Genomic DNA, 19,713 nt, shown 5'->3' on the forward strand with positions numbered 1-19,713 from the left:
AAGCCCGAGGATGACGAAGGTATCAGTGCGCCTCGTCCCAGTTGTCGGCGGCCCGCGCATCGACATGCAGCGGCACCGACATCGAGACCGCCGGCATCGGCGCGTTCTCCATCACGCGGCGCACCACGGGAATTGTCGCTTCGACTTCCGCTTCCACCGTCTCGAAGATAAGCTCGTCATGCACCTGCAAGAGCATGCGGGCCGACAGCTTCGCCTTCTCCAGCGCCTCTTCCATGTGCACCATGGCGCGGCGGATGATGTCGGCCGCAGTGCCCTGGAGCCTCGCATTGATCGAAGCGCGCTCGTTGAAGGCGCGAACCGACGGGTTGGAGGACCTTATCTCCGGATAGTGGATGCGGCGGCCGAAGATCGTTTCGACGAAGCCGTATTCGCGCGCATAGGCCTTGGTTTCCTCGATATAGTCGCGGATGCCCGGGAAGCGCTCGAAATAGCGCTTGATGTAGGCGCTCGCCTCCTCGCGCGGGATCGACAGCTGGTTCGCCAGACCGAAGGCCGAGATGCCGTAGATGATGCCGAAATTGATCGCCTTGGCACGCCGCCGCACTTCCGAAGGCATGCCTGCGACCGGCACGTTGAACATTTCGGACGCGGTGATGGCGTGGATATCGGCGCCGTCCGCAAAAGCCTGCTTGAGCTGCGGGATTTCGGCGACATGGGCCAGCACGCGCAATTCAATCTGGCTGTAGTCGGCCGAGACCAGCTTGTGGCCCTTTTCGGCGATGAAGGCGGTCCTGATCTTGCGGCCTTCGGCGGTGCGCACCGGGATGTTCTGCAGGTTGGGATCGGAGGATGACAGACGACCGGTCGTCGTCGCGGCCAGCGCATAGGAAGTGTGGACGCGGTTGGTGCCGGCAGTGATGAAGCCGGGCAAGGCGTCGGTATAGGTCGATTTCAGCTTGGTGAGCTGGCGCCAGTCGACGATCTTGCGCGGCAGCTCGTGGCCTTCGGCGGCGAGGTCTTCCAGCAGCTGCGCCGAGGTCGACCACTGGCCGGTCTTGGTCTTGGAGCCGCCCGGCAGCCCCATCTTGCCGAACAATATGTCGCCGAGCTGCTTCGGCGAGCCGATGTTGATGCGCTCGCCGACGATCCCATAGATTTCTTCCTCGGCGCGGGCGGCGCCTTGCGCCAGCTCACCCGACAGCCTGGAGAGAATCTGGCGATCGACCGAAATGCCGCGCTGCTCCATGCGGGCGAGCACGGGCACAAGCGGCCGCTCCAGCCTTTCATAGACGGAGACGAGACCCTTGGCGGCGAGCCGCGGCTTCAGCAATTGCCACAGCCGCAGCGCCAGATCGGCCTGCTCGCCGGCATAGGCGGTCGCCCGCTCGATGTCGACCTGGTCGAAGCCGACCGCGCTCTTGCCCGAGCCGGCAAGCTCCCTCTTCGTGCCCGGCGCATGGCCGAGCCACTTCTCCGACAGCGAGGCGAGGTCGTGCCCGCCGGATGTGCCGGCGTCGAGCACGTAGGAGATCAGCATCGTGTCGTCGAACGGGCCGACCTCGATACCATGCCGGCTCATCACGACGATGTCGTATTTCATGTCCTGGACGATCTTCAGGACCGACCGGTCCTCGAGCAGGGGCTTGAGCAGGGCCAGCGCGTCGCGGACCGGGACCTGGTCCGCCAGCGTGCCGCCGCCAAGCAGGTCGCCATTGCCGCTCGTGTGGGCGAGCGGCACGTAGGCGGCGCGGCCCGGCGCGATCGCCATGGACAGGCCGATCAAGTCGGCCTGCATCGGATCGGACGAAGAGGTCTCGGCGTCGAAGGCAAGGATGCCGGCTTCCCTCGCTTCGGCGATCCAGGCCTTCAGCGCGGCCGTATCGCGAATGGCGACATAGGCCGCGGGATCGATCTTGCGCGCCGTCGCCTGCTCCAGCCGCAGCGCGGAGAGCAGGGAAGGCGTATCGCCCTGCGGTGGGGCATCCTCGGGCCTGACCGGTGCTGCAGGCTTCGCGGCGCCGTTCGGCGTCGCCGCCGGTCTTGAGGCAGTCGGCGTGCCGGCGCCGACATCGGGACCATGTGCGGTGTCGGCGCGCTCGATGGTGACACTGGAAGCCTGGACGTCGCCGATCTCGGTTGCAGTCGCTTCCGCGACGCGGCGTGTCAGCGTGGTGAACTCCATCGTCTTCAGGAAGCCGATCAGCTTCGGCCCGTCCGGGGCATGCAGCACAAGGTCGTCCAGCCCCTCCTTGAGCGGCACGTCGTTCTTCAACGTCACCAGCTCGCGCGAGATGCGCGCCTTGTCGGCATTGGCGATGATCGATTCGCGCCGCTTTTCCTGCTTGATCTCGCCGGCGCGCGCCAGCAGGCCGTCAAGGTCTCCGAACTGCTCCAGAAGTTGCGCCGCGGTCTTCGGGCCGATGCCGGGCACGCCGGGCACGTTGTCGACGGAGTCGCCGGTCAGCGCCTGCAGGTCGATCATCTTTTCCGGCGGCACGCCCCATTTCTCGATCACCTCGGGAATGCCGATCTGGCGATCCTTCATCGGGTCGTACATGCCGACCGTCGGGCCGACCAATTGCATCAGGTCCTTGTCGGAGGAGATGATGGTGGTGTCGGCGCCGACCTCGCAGGCTAGGCGGCAATAGGTGGCGATGATGTCGTCAGCCTCGAAGCCTTCCATCTCGATGCAGGGCAGGTTGAAGGCCACGGTCGCCTGGCGGATCAGGCCGAATTGCGGGATCAGGTCTTCCGGCGGCGCCGAGCGGTTGGCCTTGTATTCGGGATAAAGTTCGCTGCGAAAGGTCTTCGCCGAATAGTCGAAGATGACGGCAAAATGGGTCGGCACGATGCCCACGTTCGTGTTGCGGGCGTCCTGCATCAGCTTCCATACCATGTTGCAGAAGCCGAGCACGGCGCTGGTGGGCAGGCCGTCGGATTTGCGGTTGAGCGGCGGCAGCGCGTGGTAGGCGCGGAAAATGTAGCCGGAGCCGTCGACAAGAAAGAGATGATCGCCTTTTTTCATGCCGGCAGGGATAGCGCGGCCAAGCTTCGCGGTCCATGCCAAAGGCTGCGCAAACGGCCGGTTCCGGCAACACCCCTGACAGACAGGTCTCGGACAAAATTCAGCCGCTCACGGGCATGTTACAAAAGTGTAATCTTCGTGCCCTTGAATCGCCATTTTCACAGACCCAAATAGCTGTCATCGGCAATTTTCGCCGAAGTCCGGAGTAAGGCCCGTCCCCCGCCTATCCCGGGCAACTGCGGCAGCCTATCCCCCTCTCCGGGCTGCCGCAACGTTTCGAGTAAAGACCGCCGTGGTTCCCCCTCCACCACGGCGGTTCTTTTTTGTCTCCTAGCCCGCGTGTTACCGACGCCGGAACGCGTGGTCCAACGATCGCGGCTTTGCGTTTTCTGCTCGCCCCTTTAGGGTCGGGCCAGAATCGAAAGGCTGAAGAAATGTCCAGACTCTCCCCCGTCCTTGACCGTCTCGACCAGAACCTCGATCAGAGCCTGGAGCGGCTTTTCGGCTTGCTTGGTATCAAGTCGATCTCCACCGACCCGGCCTTTGCCGCCGATTGCCGCAAGGGCGCCGAATGGCTGGCGGCCGAGCTCAAGCTGATCGGCTTCGACGCCAGCGTGCGCGACACGCCCGGCCACCCGATGGTGGTGGCGCATCACGAAGGACCGGCCGGCGCGCCGCATGTGCTGTTCTACGGCCACTACGACGTGCAGCCGGTCGATCCGATCGAGCTGTGGGAAACGGATCCATTCGCGCCGTCGATCAAGGAGGTCCAGCCCGGACGCAAGGTGATCGCCGGGCGCGGCTCGGCGGACGACAAGGGTCAGCTGATGACCTTCGTCGAGGCCTGCCGCGCCTGGAGGCAGGTGCACGGCAATCTGCCCTGCCGCGTCACGATCCTGTTCGAGGGCGAGGAAGAGTCCGGCTCGCCGTCGCTCAAGCCTTTCCTCGAGGCCAACGCCGCCGAGCTGAAAGCGGATTTCGCGCTGGTCTGCGACACCAGCATGTGGAACCGCGAGACGCCGTCGATCTGCGTGTCCCTACGCGGCATGGTCGGCGAGGAAGTCACCGTCAAGGCAGCCAGCCGCGACCTGCATTCAGGCCTCTATGGCGGCCCGGCCGCCAATCCGATCCGGATCCTGACCAAAATTCTCGCCGACATTCATGATCAAGACGGCCGCATCACCATCCCGGGCTTCTATGACGGCGTCGAAGAGACGCCCTCGCAGGTGCTGAAATCCTGGGAGGGGCTCGGCGAGACCGCCGAGACCTTCCTCGGACCGGTCGGGCTTTCCATTCCCGCCGGCGAAAAGGGCCGCTCCGTGCTCGAACTCACCTGGGCGCGGCCAACGGCCGAGTTCAACGGCATCATCGGCGGCTATACCGGCAAGGGCTTCAAGACGGTGATCGCGGCGGAAGCATCGGCGAAAGTGTCGTTCCGGCTCGTCCACAAGCAGGATCCGAAAAAAATCCGCGCCGCCTTCCAGGCTTTCGTGCGCGATCGGATTCCCGGCGACTGCTCCGTCGAATTCCATCCGCATGGCGGCTCGCCGGCGATCCAGCTTTCCTACGACTCGCCGTTCCTGGCCAAGGCCAAGGATGCGCTCTCCGACGAATGGGAAAAGCAGGCCGTCGCCACCGGCGGCGGCGGCTCCATCCCCGTAGTCGGCGATTTCCAGACCTATCTCGGCATGGAATCGCTGCTGGTCGGCTTCGGCCTCGATGACGACCGCATCCATTCGCCCAACGAGAAGTACGAGCTCACCTCCTTCCACAAGGGGCAGCGTTCCTGGGCGCGCATTCTCGATGCTCTGACACGCTGAGGTGAACCCGCGGCGACCGCGAAAATCAACTTTCTGTTGATTTTTTTCCGGATCGCGGCAAGGACGGGCGTGATAGCGCAATGCGCGGCGCCTTCGCGTCCAAAAACGGGTGCGCCGCTGGCCGCGATCCGGAGAAGAGAATGACCGACATCCGTTTCCACAAGAACGATCTGCCGGACCTTTCCCGCTACAATGTCGGTGCGGTCGCCATCGACACGGAAACGCTGGGCTTGAACCCGCATCGTGACCGGCTCTGCGTGGTTCAGATCTCGCCCGGCGACGGCAGCGCCGACGTCATCCAGATCGCGCCGGGCCAGAAGGAGGCGCCCAACCTTGTCAGCCTTCTCAGGAACGACGCCGTGGTGAAGCTGTTTCACTACGGCCGTTTCGACATTGCCGTCCTTTATCACGCTTTCGGCGTCATGGCCGAACCGGTTTTCTGCACAAAGATCGCCTCGCGGCTGACCCGTACCTACACCGACCGCCACGGGCTGAAGGATATATGCAACGAACTGCTCGGTATCGGCCTCTCCAAGGCGCAGCAATCGTCGGACTGGGCGGCGGAAACACTGTCGCCCGAGCAGCTCGAATATGCCGCCTCCGACGTGCTTTACCTGCACCGGCTGCGCGAGGTGCTGGCCGCACGGCTTGCGCGCGAGGGTCGCACTAAGGAGGCCGAAGCCTGCTTCCGCTTCCTGCCGACGCGCGCCAAGCTCGATCTGATGGGCTGGGCGGAAGAGGATATCTTCGCGCATAGCTGACGACCCGGCGCGTCGAGCGACGTTCCTGCCGGTCCATTGTCGGCGTGAGATGGGGAGGGATTGAATGGCAGAGCGCAAACCGATAGCGAGCGCGCCGAAGGACGGCTCGCAGGTCACGATCCTGTGGAACGACGAGCACGGCGTGGTCAACGAATCCGTCGGGCAATACCGCGACGGCGGCTGGTGGGTCTACACCGACAGCAACACCCAGAAAAAAGTCGAGCCGACCAGTTGGCGGCCTGCATCGGCCAATGATGACAGCGACCAGTGAGCGACCGCCGCAGGGCCTCGAAGCAGGCGCGAGACTCGGCAGCAAGAAGGGGGCGAGATGAGACAGAACATGCTCTACCTCATCATCGGCGCGTTGGTCGTCGTGGTCATCGCGCTTGGCATCTACATCTACCGCGAGCAGACCAGGCCGAAGGGCGTGGAGCTCAAGATCGACGACAAGGGCATTTCGATCCAGCAGAATTGATCTCACCACGTCCGCATCTCGCGAACTTGACCGGTCGGCTCCTGATAGCACCTATTGCATTCGGGTCCGCTCGCTGGGGCGGTGGTGTTTTTTGATATGATTCCCCGGATCGATTTCGTGGCCACCGGTGCCGTGAACGATGCGCTCGCCGCGATCGGGCGGACCGAGGACCTGCGCTTTTCGCCCGACAACCGCTTGCTTGCCGTCGCCGGATATGGACGCAGGCGATGTCTGATGCTGCGCATCGACATAGAGCCGACGGCCGGTGCAGCGAGGATCGTTATCCGCGATTTCGTGGAGCTCAGATCGGAAAGCATGGGCGAGGTGCATGGCCTCGATTTCATCGACAACAGGACTTTTGTGGTCGCCAATCGCGATGGGCTGGTTGCGGTCTTCGCCCTGCCGCAAGGCGATCCGGCCGGACAAGGGCACGAAATCTCGCCACTTCGCGTGATCAAAGGCAGCCGATTTTGCAGATTGAGAACGCCCGGCTCAGTCGCCGTCAGGCGTGAGTCGCATGGCCGGCTCAGCCTGCTGGTCTGTAACAACTACACGCATCGGGTGACCCGCCATGTGGTTCACCGGCGATGGGGATACCGCGCCCTGTGGAATCAGGTTCTCCTGGAGCAGGGCCTCGACATCCCGGACGGCATCGCGCTCAGCCATGACGGGCGGTGGGTCGCCGTCAGCAGCCACGGCACCAACGACGTGAAGATCTACGACATGTCGGCGCCGCTTGGCCCTGAAACCCGACCCGCCGGTGTCCTGGAAAATGCCAACTACCCGCATGGCCTGCGCTTCACGCAGGACGGCAGCCACATTCTTGTTGCCGACGCCGGCAGCCCGATGGTTCACGTCTATGCAAGCGACGAAGGCTGGAAGGGGCGCCGCACGCCGTCGCGTTCGGTCGCCGTGCTCGACGACGAAAGCTTTCTGCGCGGCAGGGCCAGCGTCGAGGAGGGTGGGCCGAAGGGCCTGGATATAGACAAGTCGAACAGCGTCGTGGCTGTGACTTGTCAGGAACAGCCGCTGGCTTTCTACGGCCTGTCGTCGATCGTCGGTCGAAAGGCGGCGGAGCCCGAGTTCCGCGTTCTTGGACGTCCAGGATAAGCCTGTGATTTCGGCTCCATATTCTGGCGACGGCTTGAAGAATGACGGGGGCCGCGCGCAGCTCCATCAAATCTTGCCGGCGTGGGCGGCAAACGGATGACGTCCGCGCGGTTCGGCGATATCATGCCGCGTATAGGGAGTTTTGGGGCCGACCAACCTAGCCTCTAGGAGGTTGCCATGAAGCACCAAACACTGGACCAGCTGCACGCCGTTGCTGAGGTCCGCACCGCCAAACCCGTCATGAGCCGAACCCAGCGCCTCGCACGTTGGGCGGAGCTTCTCGAACGTGAGCCAAACCGGCTCCTGACCGCGCTGATCGGCACTGAATATCGTGCCCCGCGGGAACGCAATGTCATGCGGGGCGCCGGCTCGCCCATATCCGTCGCCCTGGAAGACCCCGTTCTGCACGACGAGGGTTTGAAGAACGACACCTACGGCGAAGCAAAACGCTTCTTCGAGCTGACCGACTATCAGCTGCACGAGATCGTCTGCTACTGCCATGTCGGCGATGTCATGCGGGCATCGAGAGCTGCGCTCTCGGTCCGTGCCGTGCTCGACTAGTCCGAGCCGACTCGCCCGCCTATGCAAACGCTGGAGCGCGGCCGGAATCCCACGCCGATCGCGCTCCGTCAGGTGGCCGCTTACCAAACATTTGATTTTCAATCACTTCGATTTTTCCCCACTTAACGCGCCTTTAAACCGCCGCATCTACTCTGCAACCCGAGCGCCATCGGCATCGGGGACAGCAAGCACAGCGCAATGGCGAACCGCAGAGACAGTCGCATCGAACCGAGCTTCGAGGGCTCGCCGCGGGCGAAATCCTCCGACGGCTTTTCGGTCAGCGAGGAGGATCGCGTCGTGCCGGCAAATCGCAAATCCGCAGCGAAACGCAAATCCGCCAAGGCGAAATCGCGCGGCCGGGGGCGCGATCGCAGCCAGCGCGGGCTGTTTTCCGTCTTCGGCCGCCTGCTCTACTGGTGCTTCGTTTTCTGCATCTGGGGCGGCATCGCGGTGGCCGGCGTCGTCGTCTACTACGGCGCCAAGATGCCGGCGGCGACCACATGGTCGATCCCCGACCGCGCGCCCAACATCAAGATCGTCTCGGTCGACGGGCAACTCATCGCAAATCGCGGCATGAGCGGCGGCGAGGCCGTCGGCCTCAATGAAATGTCGCCCTATATTCCCGAGGCCGTCGTCGCCATCGAGGACCGGCGGTTCTATTCGCATTTCGGCATCGACCCGATCGGTCTGACGCGCGCCATGGTCACCAACGTCCTTGGCGGTCATTTCTCGCAGGGCGGCTCGACGCTGACGCAGCAGCTGGCCAAGAACCTGTTCCTGACGCCGGATCGCACGCTGGAGCGCAAGGTGCAGGAAGTGCTGCTGGCGCTGTGGCTGGAGCACAAGCACAGCAAGGACCAGATCCTCGAAATGTATCTCAACCGGGTCTATTTCGGGTCCGGCGCCTATGGCGTGGAGGCCGCCTCGCGGCGGTACTTCGGCAAGAGCGCGCGCGATGTCACGCTTTCCGAGGCAGCGCTTCTGGCCGGTTTGCTCAAGGCGCCGTCGCGGCTTTCGCCGGCGCGCGATCCCAAGGCGGCGGAAGAACGCGCACAGCTCGTGCTCGCCTCCATGCGCGAGGAAGGCAAGATCGGCGACAAGGAATACAAAATGGCGCTGAGCGCGCCGGCGACGCGCTCGCCCTCCTACTGGACCGGCTCGGAGAATTATGTCGCCGACACGGTCATGGAGGAACTTCCCGACCTGATCGGCGACGTGCGCGGCGACATCGTCATCGACACCACCGTGGATCTGACGCTGCAGAAGCTCGCCGAGCAGTCGATCCGCCGGCTGATCGACGAGAGCGGCAGAAAGCTCAACGTCACCCAGGGCGCGTTGGTGTCGATCGATGATTCCGGCGCCGTTCGCGCCATGGTCGGCGGTTACGACTATTCGACCAGCCAGTTCGACCGCGCCTCGGAAGCGCGGCGCCAGCCGGGATCGGCCTTCAAGCCTTTCGTCTACATGGCGGCGCTGGAAGCAGGCCGCACACCGGACAGCGTGCGCAACGACGCCCCGATCAGAATAGGCAAATGGACGCCGGAGAACTATGGCGGCAAATATTATGGCAAGGTGACGCTGGCCACCGCACTGGCGAAGTCGCTGAACTCGGTGGCGGCGCAACTCACCATGGAGGTCGGCCCCGACGCTGTGGTTGAGGCCGCGCACCGCATGGGCATCCAATCCGACCTGCAGTCGAACACCTCGATCGCGCTCGGCACCTCGGAAGTGACGCCGCTGGAACTGACCGCCGCCTATGTGCCTTTCGCCAATGGCGGCTACAAGCCGGATATCCATTTCATCCAGCGCGTCACCACGGCTAGCGGCAAGGTGCTCTACGAAAACAATGGCGGCAGCGCGCCGCGCGTCCTCAAGGCCGACATCGTCGGCATGATGAACTCTATGATGACGGGCACGGTCGAGGTCGGCACCGCCAAGAAGGCGGCCTTCAACTGGCCCTCGGCCGGCAAGACCGGCACCAGCCAGAATTCACGCGACGCCTGGTTCGTCGGCTATACCGCCAACCTCACGACGGGTGTGTGGTTCGGCAATGACGACGGCAGCCCGATGAAGAAGGTGACCGGCGGCGCCTTGCCGGCGCAGGCCTGGCACGAATTCATGGTCGCCGCGCATGAAGGCTTGCCGGTCAGGCCGTTGCCCGGCACGTGGAAATCGACGCCGCCCGATACGGTTGTGCCGGACGAGATACCCTCGGCGGACAACTCGCAGCCGGCGCCGCCCGCGCCCGTCGGCCAGTCGAGCCCTGTCGCCCAGGCGCCCGCACGGCAGGCGCGTCCAGCCCAGACGGTCGATGCCGATGGCTTCGATATGCCGAGCGACGGCGGTACCACCGCCTCGGTCGGGCATCCGGTGCCGCCCGGCGATGTCGGCGGCCCGAAGAAAAGGCGGCAGACGTCGATTCTCGACATCCTCAGCGGCGGTTGAGCGGCAACTCGCCTCTCGCAATGGCTGGCGCCTTCGGCTACATGTCCGGCCGGAGATCAAGCCATGGCCGAAATCGACAGCAGAAAAACCATCGTGCTCACCGGCGCCAGCCGCGGCATCGGCCATGCGACGGTGAAACGCTTTTCACGCGAGGGCTGGCGCGTCATCACCTGCTCGCGACAGGCCTTTGCCGAGGACTGTCCATGGCCGGCGGGTCCCGAAGACCACATCAAGGTCGACCTTGCCGACCAGGAGGATGTCGGCATTGCCGTCTCGGAAATCCGCCACCGGCTGGAGGCGCATGGCGGGCAGTTGCACGCGCTGGTCAACAATGCTGGCATCTCGCCGAAGCTCAAGGACGGCGGCCGGATGAACTCGATCGAGACGCCGATGCATGTCTGGCGCGACGTGTTCCAGGTCAATTTCTTCGCCCCGATCATGCTGGCGAGAGGGCTGTTCAAGGAACTCGCCGCCGCCAAGGGCTCAATCGTCAACGTCACCTCGATCGCCAGCACGCGCGTGCATCCATTTGCCGGCACGGCCTATGCGACGTCGAAGGCGGCGCTGGGTTCTCTGACGCGCGAGATGGCGCATGACTTCGGGCCGCACGGCATCCGCGTCAATGCGATCGCGCCGGGCGAGATCGACACGGCGATCCTGTCGCCCGGCACCGACAAGATGGTCGAGACGATCCCGCTGAGAAGGCTGGGCGCCACGTCGGAAGTGGCCGACATCATCTTTTTCCTGTGTTCGGGCCAGGCGTCCTACGTGACCGGCTCGGAAATCCACATCAATGGCGGCCAGCACGTGTGACTTCCATCTCAGCGACATCGCTTCCGTTATTCGTTTCCTGATCCGCTTGGTTTGTGCAGACGAGCGTCAGGCAGGCCGCGGCCTGATCTCGACAGCGGCGTCGTCCAGCCGAGCGGGTGACATGCCGGTAACCGCCTCGACAATGCCGCGTGCTATTTCGCGCTCGCCCATGATCACGGTGTCGGCGCCGAGAGCCTTGAGATGCTCGACCTCGGCATCGGAATGGGCGCGCGCAATGACGCTGATGCCGGGATTGACCGCGCGCGCCCGCAGCACCACCTGTCCCGCCTCGAAGGCGTTGGGGATGGCGAGGATCAGCCGTTTGGCGCCTTCCGGATTGGTTGCCGCGAAGACGTCCGCATTGGCGGCATTGCCGGCCACCGTTTCGACGCCGTCGGCCCTCAGCTTCGCCAGCGTCTTGTCGGCATCCTCGACGACCAGGAAGGGCAGGGCGGCTTGTTTCAGCGCGGCACCCACGAGGCTGCCGACACGTCCATAGCCGATCAGGATGGAATGGTCGGTGAGTCCCGTTCGCGGCGGCAGACCATTCTCGCTTTCAGACACTGCCGCCGCCGAGGCCACCTGGCCGGGCTCGGTCGCCGGGCCGATCGGCCTTGATTCCTCGGGCTCTGCCGTTTTGCCGGCGCGCTTTTCCAGCCACGGCTTCATCCTGTCGACGATCAGGAACATCAGCGGGTTGAGCAGGATCGACAGGATGGCGCCGGCCAGAATGAGGTCGCGGCCCTGTTCGGGCAGAAGCTTCAACCCGACGCCGAGCTCGGCCAGGATGAAGGAGAATTCGCCGATCTGGGCAAGGCTGGCCGAGATAATCAGCGCGGTCGCGACCGGATAGCGGAAGGCGATGACGATGACGAAAGCGGCGAGCGATTTGCCGATGAGGATGATGGCTAAGGTCGCCAGGATCGGCAGGCCGTTGCTGACCAGGCTGAACGGATCGAACAGCATGCCGACGGAAACGAAGAACAGCACGGAAAAAGCGTCGCGCAGCGGCAGCGATTCTTCCGCCGCCCGGTGGCTGAGCTCGGACTCGCTCATGACCATGCCGGCGAAGAAGGCGCCGAGCGCCAGCGAGACGCCGAACAGCTTCGCCGCGCCGAAGGCGACGCCGAGCGCGATGGCAAGCACCGAGAGCCGGAACAGCTCGCGTGAGCCGGTATGGGCAACATAGTGCAGGATCCAGGGGATGACCCTGCGGCCTACGACCAGCATGACGACGACGAAGGCGACGACCTTGGCCAGCGTTATGCCGACCACGCCCCATATGCCGTGGCTGGCGGGCAGCGAAAGCAGGCTCGCATGGTCGTCGGCCTGCGGCTGGCCGCCAAGCACGCCGGCGAGCGCCGGCAAAAGCACCAGCGCCAGCACCATGGCCAAATCCTCGACGATCAGCCAGCCGACGGCGATGCGGCCGCGCTCGGTCTCGATCAGCCGCCGCTCCTGCATGGCGCGCAGCAGGACGACGGTCGAGGCGACGGAGAGCGCGAGGCCGAAGACAAGGCCGGCGCCGAGCGACCAGCCAAGCAGCCAAGCGAGGCCGACGCCGAGCAGCGTGGCAAAGCCGATCTGCACGACGGCGCCGGGCACGGCGATTGCGCGGACCGACAAAAGATCCTTCAGCGAGAAATGCAGGCCGACGCCGAACATCAGCAGGATGACGCCAATCTCGGCGAGCTCGTTGGCAAGGCTGGCGTCGGCGACGAAGCCCGGCGTGTTCGGCCCGACCAGCACGCCAGCCACGAGATAGCCGACCAGCGGCGGGATGCGGAATCGGTTGGCCAATGCTCCGAAAACGAAGGCAAGCCCCAAACCGGCGACGATGGTGGCGATCAGGGGCGTGTCATGCGGCATTGTCTATGGAGCGCCTTTCGAGAATTCACGATGTCGATAAGCGCCGCCCGAGGGCCGCCGCCCCTTCGCAATATGGTCGGGGGAGGGCGGTGACGCAACCACCGCTACACGGAAATCGGCGCCGCGATCGGGCGCCGGATGAGAAAATCAGAGCGAGCCGCCATGAGGGGGCCACGGCATCAATCCCCTGCACTGTGCGTTCCTGCGTGCCGCTCAGGCCGCTTTGAGCAGATTCTCGATGTCGAAGACGGTATGATTGGTCAGCGTCTTGGGGATTTCGGCCTGCACTTTTTCACTGACTTCCTTGTGCAGCTTCTGACGCATCTCGCCGAGCACCTGCGGCGGCGCGATCAGCACGAGCTGGTCGAACTCACCCCGATGTGCAAGCTTGTAGAGCCGATCGGCAATATCGCTTGCGAAACGTTCCTTGCCGAGGCGATGCCAGTCGGTTTCTTCGATCGCGCTGCGTGGCCCTTCGGCATACCGGCCCGGTTTATCGGTGCCTTGCTCCCTGGTGGCGGGATTTTCCTGCTCCATCTCCTGAACCACCTCGAGGTTCGGAAACTTGCTGTCGCCTTCATTGCGGAGGAAAAGCGCCTTCTCGCCGTCGGCCACGACCACCCAGAGACCGCGTTTAAGCTTGATGTTCATGATTTTCCTCCTTGCCTTGAGCACAAATCGAGCCCCGCGAGAGCGGCTCGACCGACGGGATGGATCGTTAGCGAAACGTGCCGCCGAGCATGATAGTTCCGGATCAACTAACGACTGCAGGATGTGCTGCAAGCGGCAGCGATCTCACCCACCAGCAAGACGCTTCTTAATTTACTTAATTGGTAGAATTTAGAAAAAACCGTTTTGCCGTGTCGGCTGCACGGCGCTAAAAACTCTGCCGGATCAGTAGCTCTCGGAGAGGTGCCCGACCACCTCAAGCTCCGACGTAGAATTTTTTTCTCCTGCCTTTCGCGGCTGCGAAAAAGCGATTGCCTGCCATCAAGGGATGCGCGAGTGCTTGCCTTCTGGTTTTTCCCAGGCCCGCATAAAACTGCCAGACTGTTCTCGTACTGTTTATCGCCATGTCGCCAGCCAATGCCAAGCTCAACGCCTTCCCCGTCTTCCTGCGGGTCGACGGCGAAGCCGTGGCCATCGTCGGCAACGGCGAGGAGGCACTGGCCAAGGCCAGGCTGCTTGCTCAGTCAAACGCGACGCTGCGCATCATTGCGGACAATGCCGATCCCGAGCTTCTGAATTTCATTGCAACCGCCGGCGCTGTCCACGTCGATGTCGCCTACGATGCCGCGCACCTCGAGGACGCGGCCATGGTGTTTGCCGCCAGCGGCGACGAGGCGCTCGACCGCCGCGTGGTCGAAGACGCCCGCCGGCTGGGCATTCCGGTCAACGCCGTCGACCGGCCTGAGCTCTGCGATTTCTTCACACCGGCGCTGGTCAACCGCGCGCCGGTCGCCATCGCCATCGGCACCGAGGGCGCCGGCCCTGTGCTGGCGCAGCTGCTGCGGGTGCGCATCGATCGCATGCTGTCGCCGTCGCTTGGCCGGCTGGCAGCCTTGGCGTCGTCGTTTCGCACTGCTGCCGAGCGGCTGCCGAAGGGCAATCGCCGCCGCCAGTTCTGGAGCGATTTCTTCGCCGGCCTCCCGGCCAAGGCGGTTGAAGCCGGAGAGTTCGCCAGGGCGCATAGTGCTGCGCTCGAACTTCTGACTTCGGACGCGCCGACCGCAGGTCACATCGCTCTGGTCGGCGCCGGCCCGGGCGCGGAGGATCTTTTGACGCTGCGCGCCCACCGCCTGCTGATGGAGGCCGACGCGATCGTCTATGACGCGCTGGTGCCGGAAGCGATCGTCGCCATGGGGCGCCGCGATGCCGAGCGCTTGCCTGTCGGCAAGCGCAAGGGCTGCCATTCCAAGAGCCAGGAAGAAATCAACGCTCTGCTCATCGAGCTTGGCCGCGCCGGCAAGCGCGTGGTGCGGCTGAAATCAGGCGATCCGCTTGTGTTCGGGCGGGCGGGCGAGGAAATGGCAGCACTTCGCGAGGCCGGCATCGCCTATGAGGTGGTTCCGGGCGTGACCGCCGCCTTCGCCGCGGCCGCCGATTTCGAATTGCCGCTGACGCTGCGCGGCGTGACGTCCTCGATGGTGTTCACCACCGGGCATGACCTCAAGGGCAACTCACTGCCCGATTGGGCAAAGCTTGCCATTTCCGGCGCCACCGTCGCCGTCTATATGGGCCGCTCGGTTGCAGCCGAAGTCGCCGGCCGGCTGATCGAAGCCGGGCTGTCGCCCGATACCGCCGTCGCCGTGGTGGAGAATGCCAGCCTTGGCAATCGCCGCCGCTTCCACGGCACGCTCGCCGACCTGCCGTCGCTGGAAGCGCGCGCCGATCTTACCGGTCCGGTCATGACCATCATCGGCGACGCGGTCGCCGGCGCCAATTTCGAACAATCCGAGCCGCTTGCGGCGCACACGCGTGAAGATACGGCCGGCGTAGCGGCCGAAGGAGTTGAGCAATGAAGGTTCTGACCGCGAACAGGCTCTCGGACGGTATCGCCGTCTGGTACGCCGATGGCGGCTGGGCGGAGACCGTCACTCGTGCCGACATCGCCCATGACAAGGCGGCGGAGGATCGGCTCGAGGCCATCGGCGCCGCGGCCGCTGCCAACAACGAAGTCGTCGACGTCAACCTGATCGATGTGACCGTGATCAACGGCGCGGTCGAGCCGGTGCGGCTGCGCGAGAAGATCCGCGCCGCGGGCCCCACCATCCGCACCGACCTCGGCAAGCAGGCGAGCCCGGCTCCGGCACGGGCGGCATAGACACAAGAAAGCGGGCGGACGCGCCCTGAAAGACGAAGCATGTACCGTTACGACGAGTTCGACCAGGATTTCGTAAAGGCCCGCGTCGCCGAGTTCAGCGACCAGGTGCAGCGCCGGCTTGCCGGCGAGATCACCGAGGACCAGTTCCGGCCGCTCCGGCTGATGAACGGCGTCTATTTGCAGCTGCACGCCTATATGCTGCGTATCGCCGTGCCCTACGGCACGCTGAACAGCAGGCAATTGCGCATGCTCGGCCACATCGCCCGCAAATACGACAAGGGCTACGGCCACTTCACCACGCGCCAGAACATCCAGTTCAACTGGCCGGCGCTGTCCGACATCCCGGCGATCCTTGCTGATCTGGCGAGCGTCGAGATGCATGCCATCCAGACCAGCGGTAACTGCATCCGCAACGTCACCGCGGACCATTTCGCCGGCGCGGCCGCCGACGAGGTTGCCGATCCGCGTCCCTATGCGGAGATCCTGCGCCAGTGGTCGTCGGTGCATCCGGAGTTCTCGTACCTGCCGCGCAAGTTCAAGATCGCGGTGACCGGCGCCGAGCGTGATCGCGCCGCCATCCAGACGCACGACATCGGGCTGCATCTGAAGAAGAACGCGGCCGGCGAACTGGGCTTTGCCGTCTATGTCGGTGGCGGCCAGGGCCGCACGCCGATGGTCGCCAAGAAGATCCGCGACTTCCTGCCGGAAGCCGAGCTGTTGTCCTACTGCACGGCGATCCTGCGCGTTTACAACCTCTATGGCCGCCGCGACAACAAGTACAAGGCGCGTATCAAGATCCTCGTCCACGAGACCGGGGTCGAGGAGATAACCCGCCAGATCGAGGCCGAATGGCAGGAGTTGAAGGACGCGGAGCTGAAGCTGCCGGACGCCGACATCCAGGCGATCAATGCTTATTTCGCGCCGCCGGCATTGCCTGACCGGCCGGAAGGCGACGCGCAGGTGAACGAGGCGCGGCTCGATTCCAAGAGTTTTTCGGAGTGGCTCGACCAGAATGTCATAACGCATCGCCACCCCGACTATGCGGCGGTGACGATCTCGCTTAAGGGCATCGGCGAGGTGCCCGGTGACGCCTCCGACAGCCAGATGGAGGCGGTTGCCGACATCGCCGAGAAATACGCCTTCGACGAGCTGCGCGTCAGTCACGAGCAGAACCTGATCCTGCCGCATGTGGCGCGCGCCGACCTCAAGGCCGTCTATGACGCGCTGGTCGAGATCGGCTTGGCGACGGCCAATTCCAACCTGATCAGCGACATCATCTCTTGCCCCGGCCTCGACTATTGCGCGCTTGCCACGGCGCGTTCGATTCCGGTCGCGCAGGAAATCTCGCGCCGCTTCGCCTCGCTGGAGCGGCAGCGCGAGATCGGTGAGTTGAAGCTGAAGATCTCCGGCTGCATCAACGCCTGCGGCCACCACCATGTCGGCCATATCGGCATTCTCGGCGTGGAGAAGAAGGGCTCCGAGCTCTACCAGGTCACGCTCGGCGGCTCGGCCGACGAGAACACGTCGGTCGGCGAGATCATCGGCCGCGGTTTCTCTTCGGAAGAAATCACCGATGCCATCGAGCAGATCGTCGACACCTATCTCGGCCTTCGGCTCAATCCCAGTGAACGTTTTATCGACGCCTACCGCCGTGTCGGTCCCGCGCCGTTCAAGGAGGCGCTCTATGCTGGCGAAACCAAGGCCGCTTGACCGGATCGGCGGCGTCGAGGCCGGCGTTGCCGCGGAAGCGGCGGGGCTCGACGCGCTGCTCGGCCATCTGAAGCCGATCGAGATCATCGAGCGCTCGGCGCGTGAATTTTTCCGCGGCGAGGTTGCCGCCGTGTCGTCCTTCGGCGCCGATTCGGCAGTCCTCCTGCACATGATTGCCGAGATCGACCGCTCGCTGCCGGTGATCTTTCTCGACACCGGCAAGCATTTCGAGGAGACGCTGGGCTACCGCGACGCGCTGGTCGCCGATTTCGGCCTGACCGATGTGAGAGTGATCAAGCCGGACGAAGCGGCGCTCGAACGCGTCGATCCGACCGGCAGGCTGCATGAGACCGATACCGACGCCTGTTGCAACCTGCGCAAGGTCGAGCCGCTGGCGCGTGGCGTCGAGCCGTTCCGCGCCTGGTTCACCGGGCGCAAGCGCTTCCAGGCTTCGACGCGCGCGGCACTCCCGGTCTTCGAGGCCGTCGGCTCGCGCATCCGCATCAATCCGCTCGCGCATTGGACGACATCCGACCAGGCCGACTACATGCGCGCGCATGCGCTGCGCGAAAACCCGCTGGTCGCCTATGGCTATCTGTCGATCGGCTGCTTCCCCTGCACGCAGCCGGTACAGCCAGGCGAGGATGCGCGCAGCGGCCGCTGGGCGGGGCACGCCAAGACCGAGTGCGGCATCCATCTGTCGGGGCTGGAGAAGTCGCTGACCGACGCATCACTTTAAGGACAGCCGCTACTCAGGTGAGGCCGGCCTGCAAATGGCGGGTTCCTGCGCTTTCGGAGCTCGCGTAGTTGAAGTACGCTCCGCTCCCGTTCTCGAAAGCCACCATTTTCGACTCCGGGCCGACCTGAACAGCGACATATCCTTTCATTCTTAGGGCATTAGGATCTTAGGGCATTAGGAATTTTGATGACTGAGCCGACCAAATCGGAAACCCGCCTCTGGACCCCGAACGGTTTCCGCGAGGACGAATGGACCCATGCCGAGAGCGCCGAAGCGCTTGCCGGCAATGGCCGCTTCATCCTCCCGTTGCAGGCCTTTCTCGGGCTCGATGACGATATCCGCAGGTCGGCCAAGGAGCGCCTCGGCGTGCTCCTGCTCCCCGGCGACGAGCTCGACAAGATCGTCGGCCTGCTCGACCAGCTGTCGCTGGTGGCGCTTGCCTTCCCGGCCTTCAACGACGGCCGCTCCTTCTCCAAGGGCGAATTGCTGCGCACCCGGCATAACTTCAAAGGCGCGGTGCGCGCCACGGGCCAGGTCCTGGTCGATCAATTGCCGCATATGCTGCGGCTCGGCTTCGACGAGTTCGAGGTCTCCAATCCGGTGCTGTTGAAGCGGCTGGAGGAAGGGCGCACAGGAGGCTTGCCAGTCTATTACCAGCCGGCGGTAGAGCCGGAAGCCAAGGGCCCGAAATATTCCTGGCGGCGCAAACGCCCGGGCTGAGCCGTCCCCGCGCTGACCGCCGAAGGCAGCCATCCGGTAAACCAAGGGAGCCTGCAGCTTTGGTCTGACCAAGCACCTTGCTTTTGACGTCTTGGCGCGGTCGGTTCAGTTCTACGCGCCTCTTTGCAACAATCTGGTCAGACCACTTCTGCGAATTTCACTTTCTCTTTTGCCGTCTTGCCCTTAGGATACGGTGATTATTTCGCGCTCCGAAATAAACAGCCGGCAAAGGAGGAAACGGCATGGCAGGCAAGAAGATACTGATGCTCGTTGGCGAGTTCAGCGAAGAATACGAGATTTTCGTTTTTGAGCAGGCGATGCATGCGGTCGGCCACACAGTCCATGTCGTCTGCCCGGACAAGAAGGCCGGCGACGTGCTCAAGACCTCGCTGCACGACTTCGAGGGCCATCAGACCTATACGGAAAAGCTCGGCCACGACTATATCCTCAACAAGACATTCGCCGAGGTGAATCCCGCCGATTACGACGCGGTCTACGCTGCGGGCGGACGCGGGCCGGAATATATTCGCATCGACAAGCGCGTGCAGGCGCTGGTCAGGCATTTCCACGAGACCGGCAAGCCGATCTTCACCATCTGCCACGGTGTGCAAATCCTGATCGCGGTCGACGGCGTGGTGCGCGGCAGGGAGGTGGCGGCGCTGCAGTATTGCGAGCCCGAAGTGACGCTTGCCGGGGGCACCTATATCGACGTGTCGCCGACCGGCGCGCATGTCGACGGCAATCTGGTTTCGGCAAAGGGATGGCCCGGCCTTGCGTCGTTCATGCGGGAGTGCCTCAAGGTGCTTGGCACCGAGATCCGTCATGGCGAGGCTCTGATGCGCGACGAGCGCAGAGCCGCATAGCTCCTCAGCGCCTTACG

Annotated in this window: 17 protein-coding genes; 14 read left to right on the forward strand and 3 right to left on the reverse strand. The window is 64.1% G+C overall.

Annotated elements, in window-relative coordinates:
• Positions 1–22 precede the first annotated feature (22 nt).
• Complete coding sequence (gene polA / locus EJ078_RS18765; RefSeq protein ID WP_164750608.1) at positions 23–2,986, reverse strand: DNA polymerase I; 2,964 nt, start codon at positions 2,984–2,986, stop codon at positions 23–25.
• Between the two features lie 434 nt (positions 2,987–3,420).
• Between polA and EJ078_RS18770 the strand changes: the two genes are divergently transcribed.
• The 8 genes from EJ078_RS18770 (at position 3,421) to EJ078_RS18805 (ending at position 10,971) form a co-directional block, all read left to right on the forward strand.
• Positions 3,421–4,806 (forward strand): M20/M25/M40 family metallo-hydrolase, encoded by a 1,386-nt coding sequence (locus EJ078_RS18770; protein WP_127323686.1) that lies wholly within the window; start codon positions 3,421–3,423, stop codon positions 4,804–4,806.
• Between the two features lie 140 nt (positions 4,807–4,946).
• A complete protein-coding gene (locus EJ078_RS18775) occupies positions 4,947–5,567 on the forward strand; it encodes a ribonuclease D (RefSeq protein ID WP_095783543.1) in 621 nt (206 codons plus the stop codon).
• Between the two features lie 64 nt (positions 5,568–5,631).
• Positions 5,632–5,838, forward strand: a complete 207-nt coding sequence (locus EJ078_RS18780; RefSeq protein WP_095778715.1) for a hypothetical protein — start codon at positions 5,632–5,634, stop codon at positions 5,836–5,838.
• Positions 5,839–5,895: 57 nt separating this feature from the next.
• The gene (locus EJ078_RS18785; protein WP_082980768.1) at positions 5,896–6,042 is read left to right on the forward strand and encodes a hypothetical protein; all 147 of its coding nucleotides are present in this window, start codon (positions 5,896–5,898) and stop codon (positions 6,040–6,042) included.
• Between the two features lie 117 nt (positions 6,043–6,159).
• Positions 6,160–7,152, forward strand: coding sequence for a beta-propeller fold lactonase family protein (locus EJ078_RS18790; protein WP_245322275.1), 993 nt, complete (start codon positions 6,160–6,162; stop codon positions 7,150–7,152).
• Between the two features lie 177 nt (positions 7,153–7,329).
• Positions 7,330–7,713, forward strand: coding sequence for a hypothetical protein (locus tag EJ078_RS18795; RefSeq protein ID WP_067004095.1), 384 nt, complete (start codon positions 7,330–7,332; stop codon positions 7,711–7,713).
• Positions 7,714–7,911: 198 nt separating this feature from the next.
• Positions 7,912–10,158 (forward strand): transglycosylase domain-containing protein, encoded by a 2,247-nt coding sequence (locus EJ078_RS18800; protein WP_127216386.1) that lies wholly within the window; start codon positions 7,912–7,914, stop codon positions 10,156–10,158.
• 63 nt (positions 10,159–10,221) lie between these two features.
• Complete coding sequence (locus tag EJ078_RS18805) at positions 10,222–10,971, forward strand: SDR family oxidoreductase (protein ID WP_127403389.1); 750 nt, start codon at positions 10,222–10,224, stop codon at positions 10,969–10,971.
• A gap of 66 nt (positions 10,972–11,037) precedes the next feature.
• Here EJ078_RS18805 and ybaL read toward each other — a convergent pair whose 3' ends face one another.
• Positions 11,038–12,840, reverse strand: a complete 1,803-nt coding sequence (ybaL, locus tag EJ078_RS18810) for a YbaL family putative K(+) efflux transporter (protein WP_095823512.1) — start codon at positions 12,838–12,840, stop codon at positions 11,038–11,040.
• 213 nt (positions 12,841–13,053) lie between these two features.
• Complete coding sequence (locus EJ078_RS18815; RefSeq protein WP_164747059.1) at positions 13,054–13,494, reverse strand: host attachment family protein; 441 nt, start codon at positions 13,492–13,494, stop codon at positions 13,054–13,056.
• A gap of 419 nt (positions 13,495–13,913) precedes the next feature.
• On the opposite strand from EJ078_RS18815, the gene cysG reads away from it, so the two are divergent.
• The 6 genes from cysG to EJ078_RS18845 all read left to right on the forward strand — a co-directional run bounded on the left by cysG (position 13,914) and on the right by EJ078_RS18845 (position 19,696).
• Complete coding sequence (cysG, locus tag EJ078_RS18820; protein WP_095800581.1) at positions 13,914–15,362, forward strand: siroheme synthase CysG; 1,449 nt, start codon at positions 13,914–13,916, stop codon at positions 15,360–15,362.
• The gene (locus EJ078_RS18825; RefSeq protein ID WP_095800580.1) at positions 15,359–15,664 is read left to right on the forward strand and encodes a DUF2849 domain-containing protein; all 306 of its coding nucleotides are present in this window, start codon (positions 15,359–15,361) and stop codon (positions 15,662–15,664) included. Before cysG ends, EJ078_RS18825 begins: the two co-directional genes overlap by 4 nt.
• A 39-nt stretch (positions 15,665–15,703) precedes the next feature.
• The gene (locus EJ078_RS18830; RefSeq protein ID WP_127216388.1) at positions 15,704–17,374 is read left to right on the forward strand and encodes a nitrite/sulfite reductase; all 1,671 of its coding nucleotides are present in this window, start codon (positions 15,704–15,706) and stop codon (positions 17,372–17,374) included.
• Complete coding sequence (locus EJ078_RS18835; RefSeq protein WP_127403390.1) at positions 17,349–18,113, forward strand: phosphoadenylyl-sulfate reductase; 765 nt, start codon at positions 17,349–17,351, stop codon at positions 18,111–18,113. The genes EJ078_RS18830 and EJ078_RS18835 overlap by 26 nt, the downstream gene beginning before the upstream one ends.
• 186 nt (positions 18,114–18,299) lie before the next feature.
• Positions 18,300–18,833 (forward strand): DUF934 domain-containing protein, encoded by a 534-nt coding sequence (locus EJ078_RS18840; protein WP_067318908.1) that lies wholly within the window; start codon positions 18,300–18,302, stop codon positions 18,831–18,833.
• Between the two features lie 242 nt (positions 18,834–19,075).
• Complete coding sequence (locus EJ078_RS18845) at positions 19,076–19,696, forward strand: DJ-1/PfpI family protein (protein WP_127216994.1); 621 nt, start codon at positions 19,076–19,078, stop codon at positions 19,694–19,696.
• Positions 19,697–19,713: the final 17 nt, after the last annotated feature.

Source organism: Mesorhizobium sp. M1A.F.Ca.IN.022.06.1.1 (genome assembly GCF_003952605.1).
Classification (GTDB): Bacteria; Pseudomonadota; Alphaproteobacteria; order Rhizobiales; family Rhizobiaceae; genus Mesorhizobium.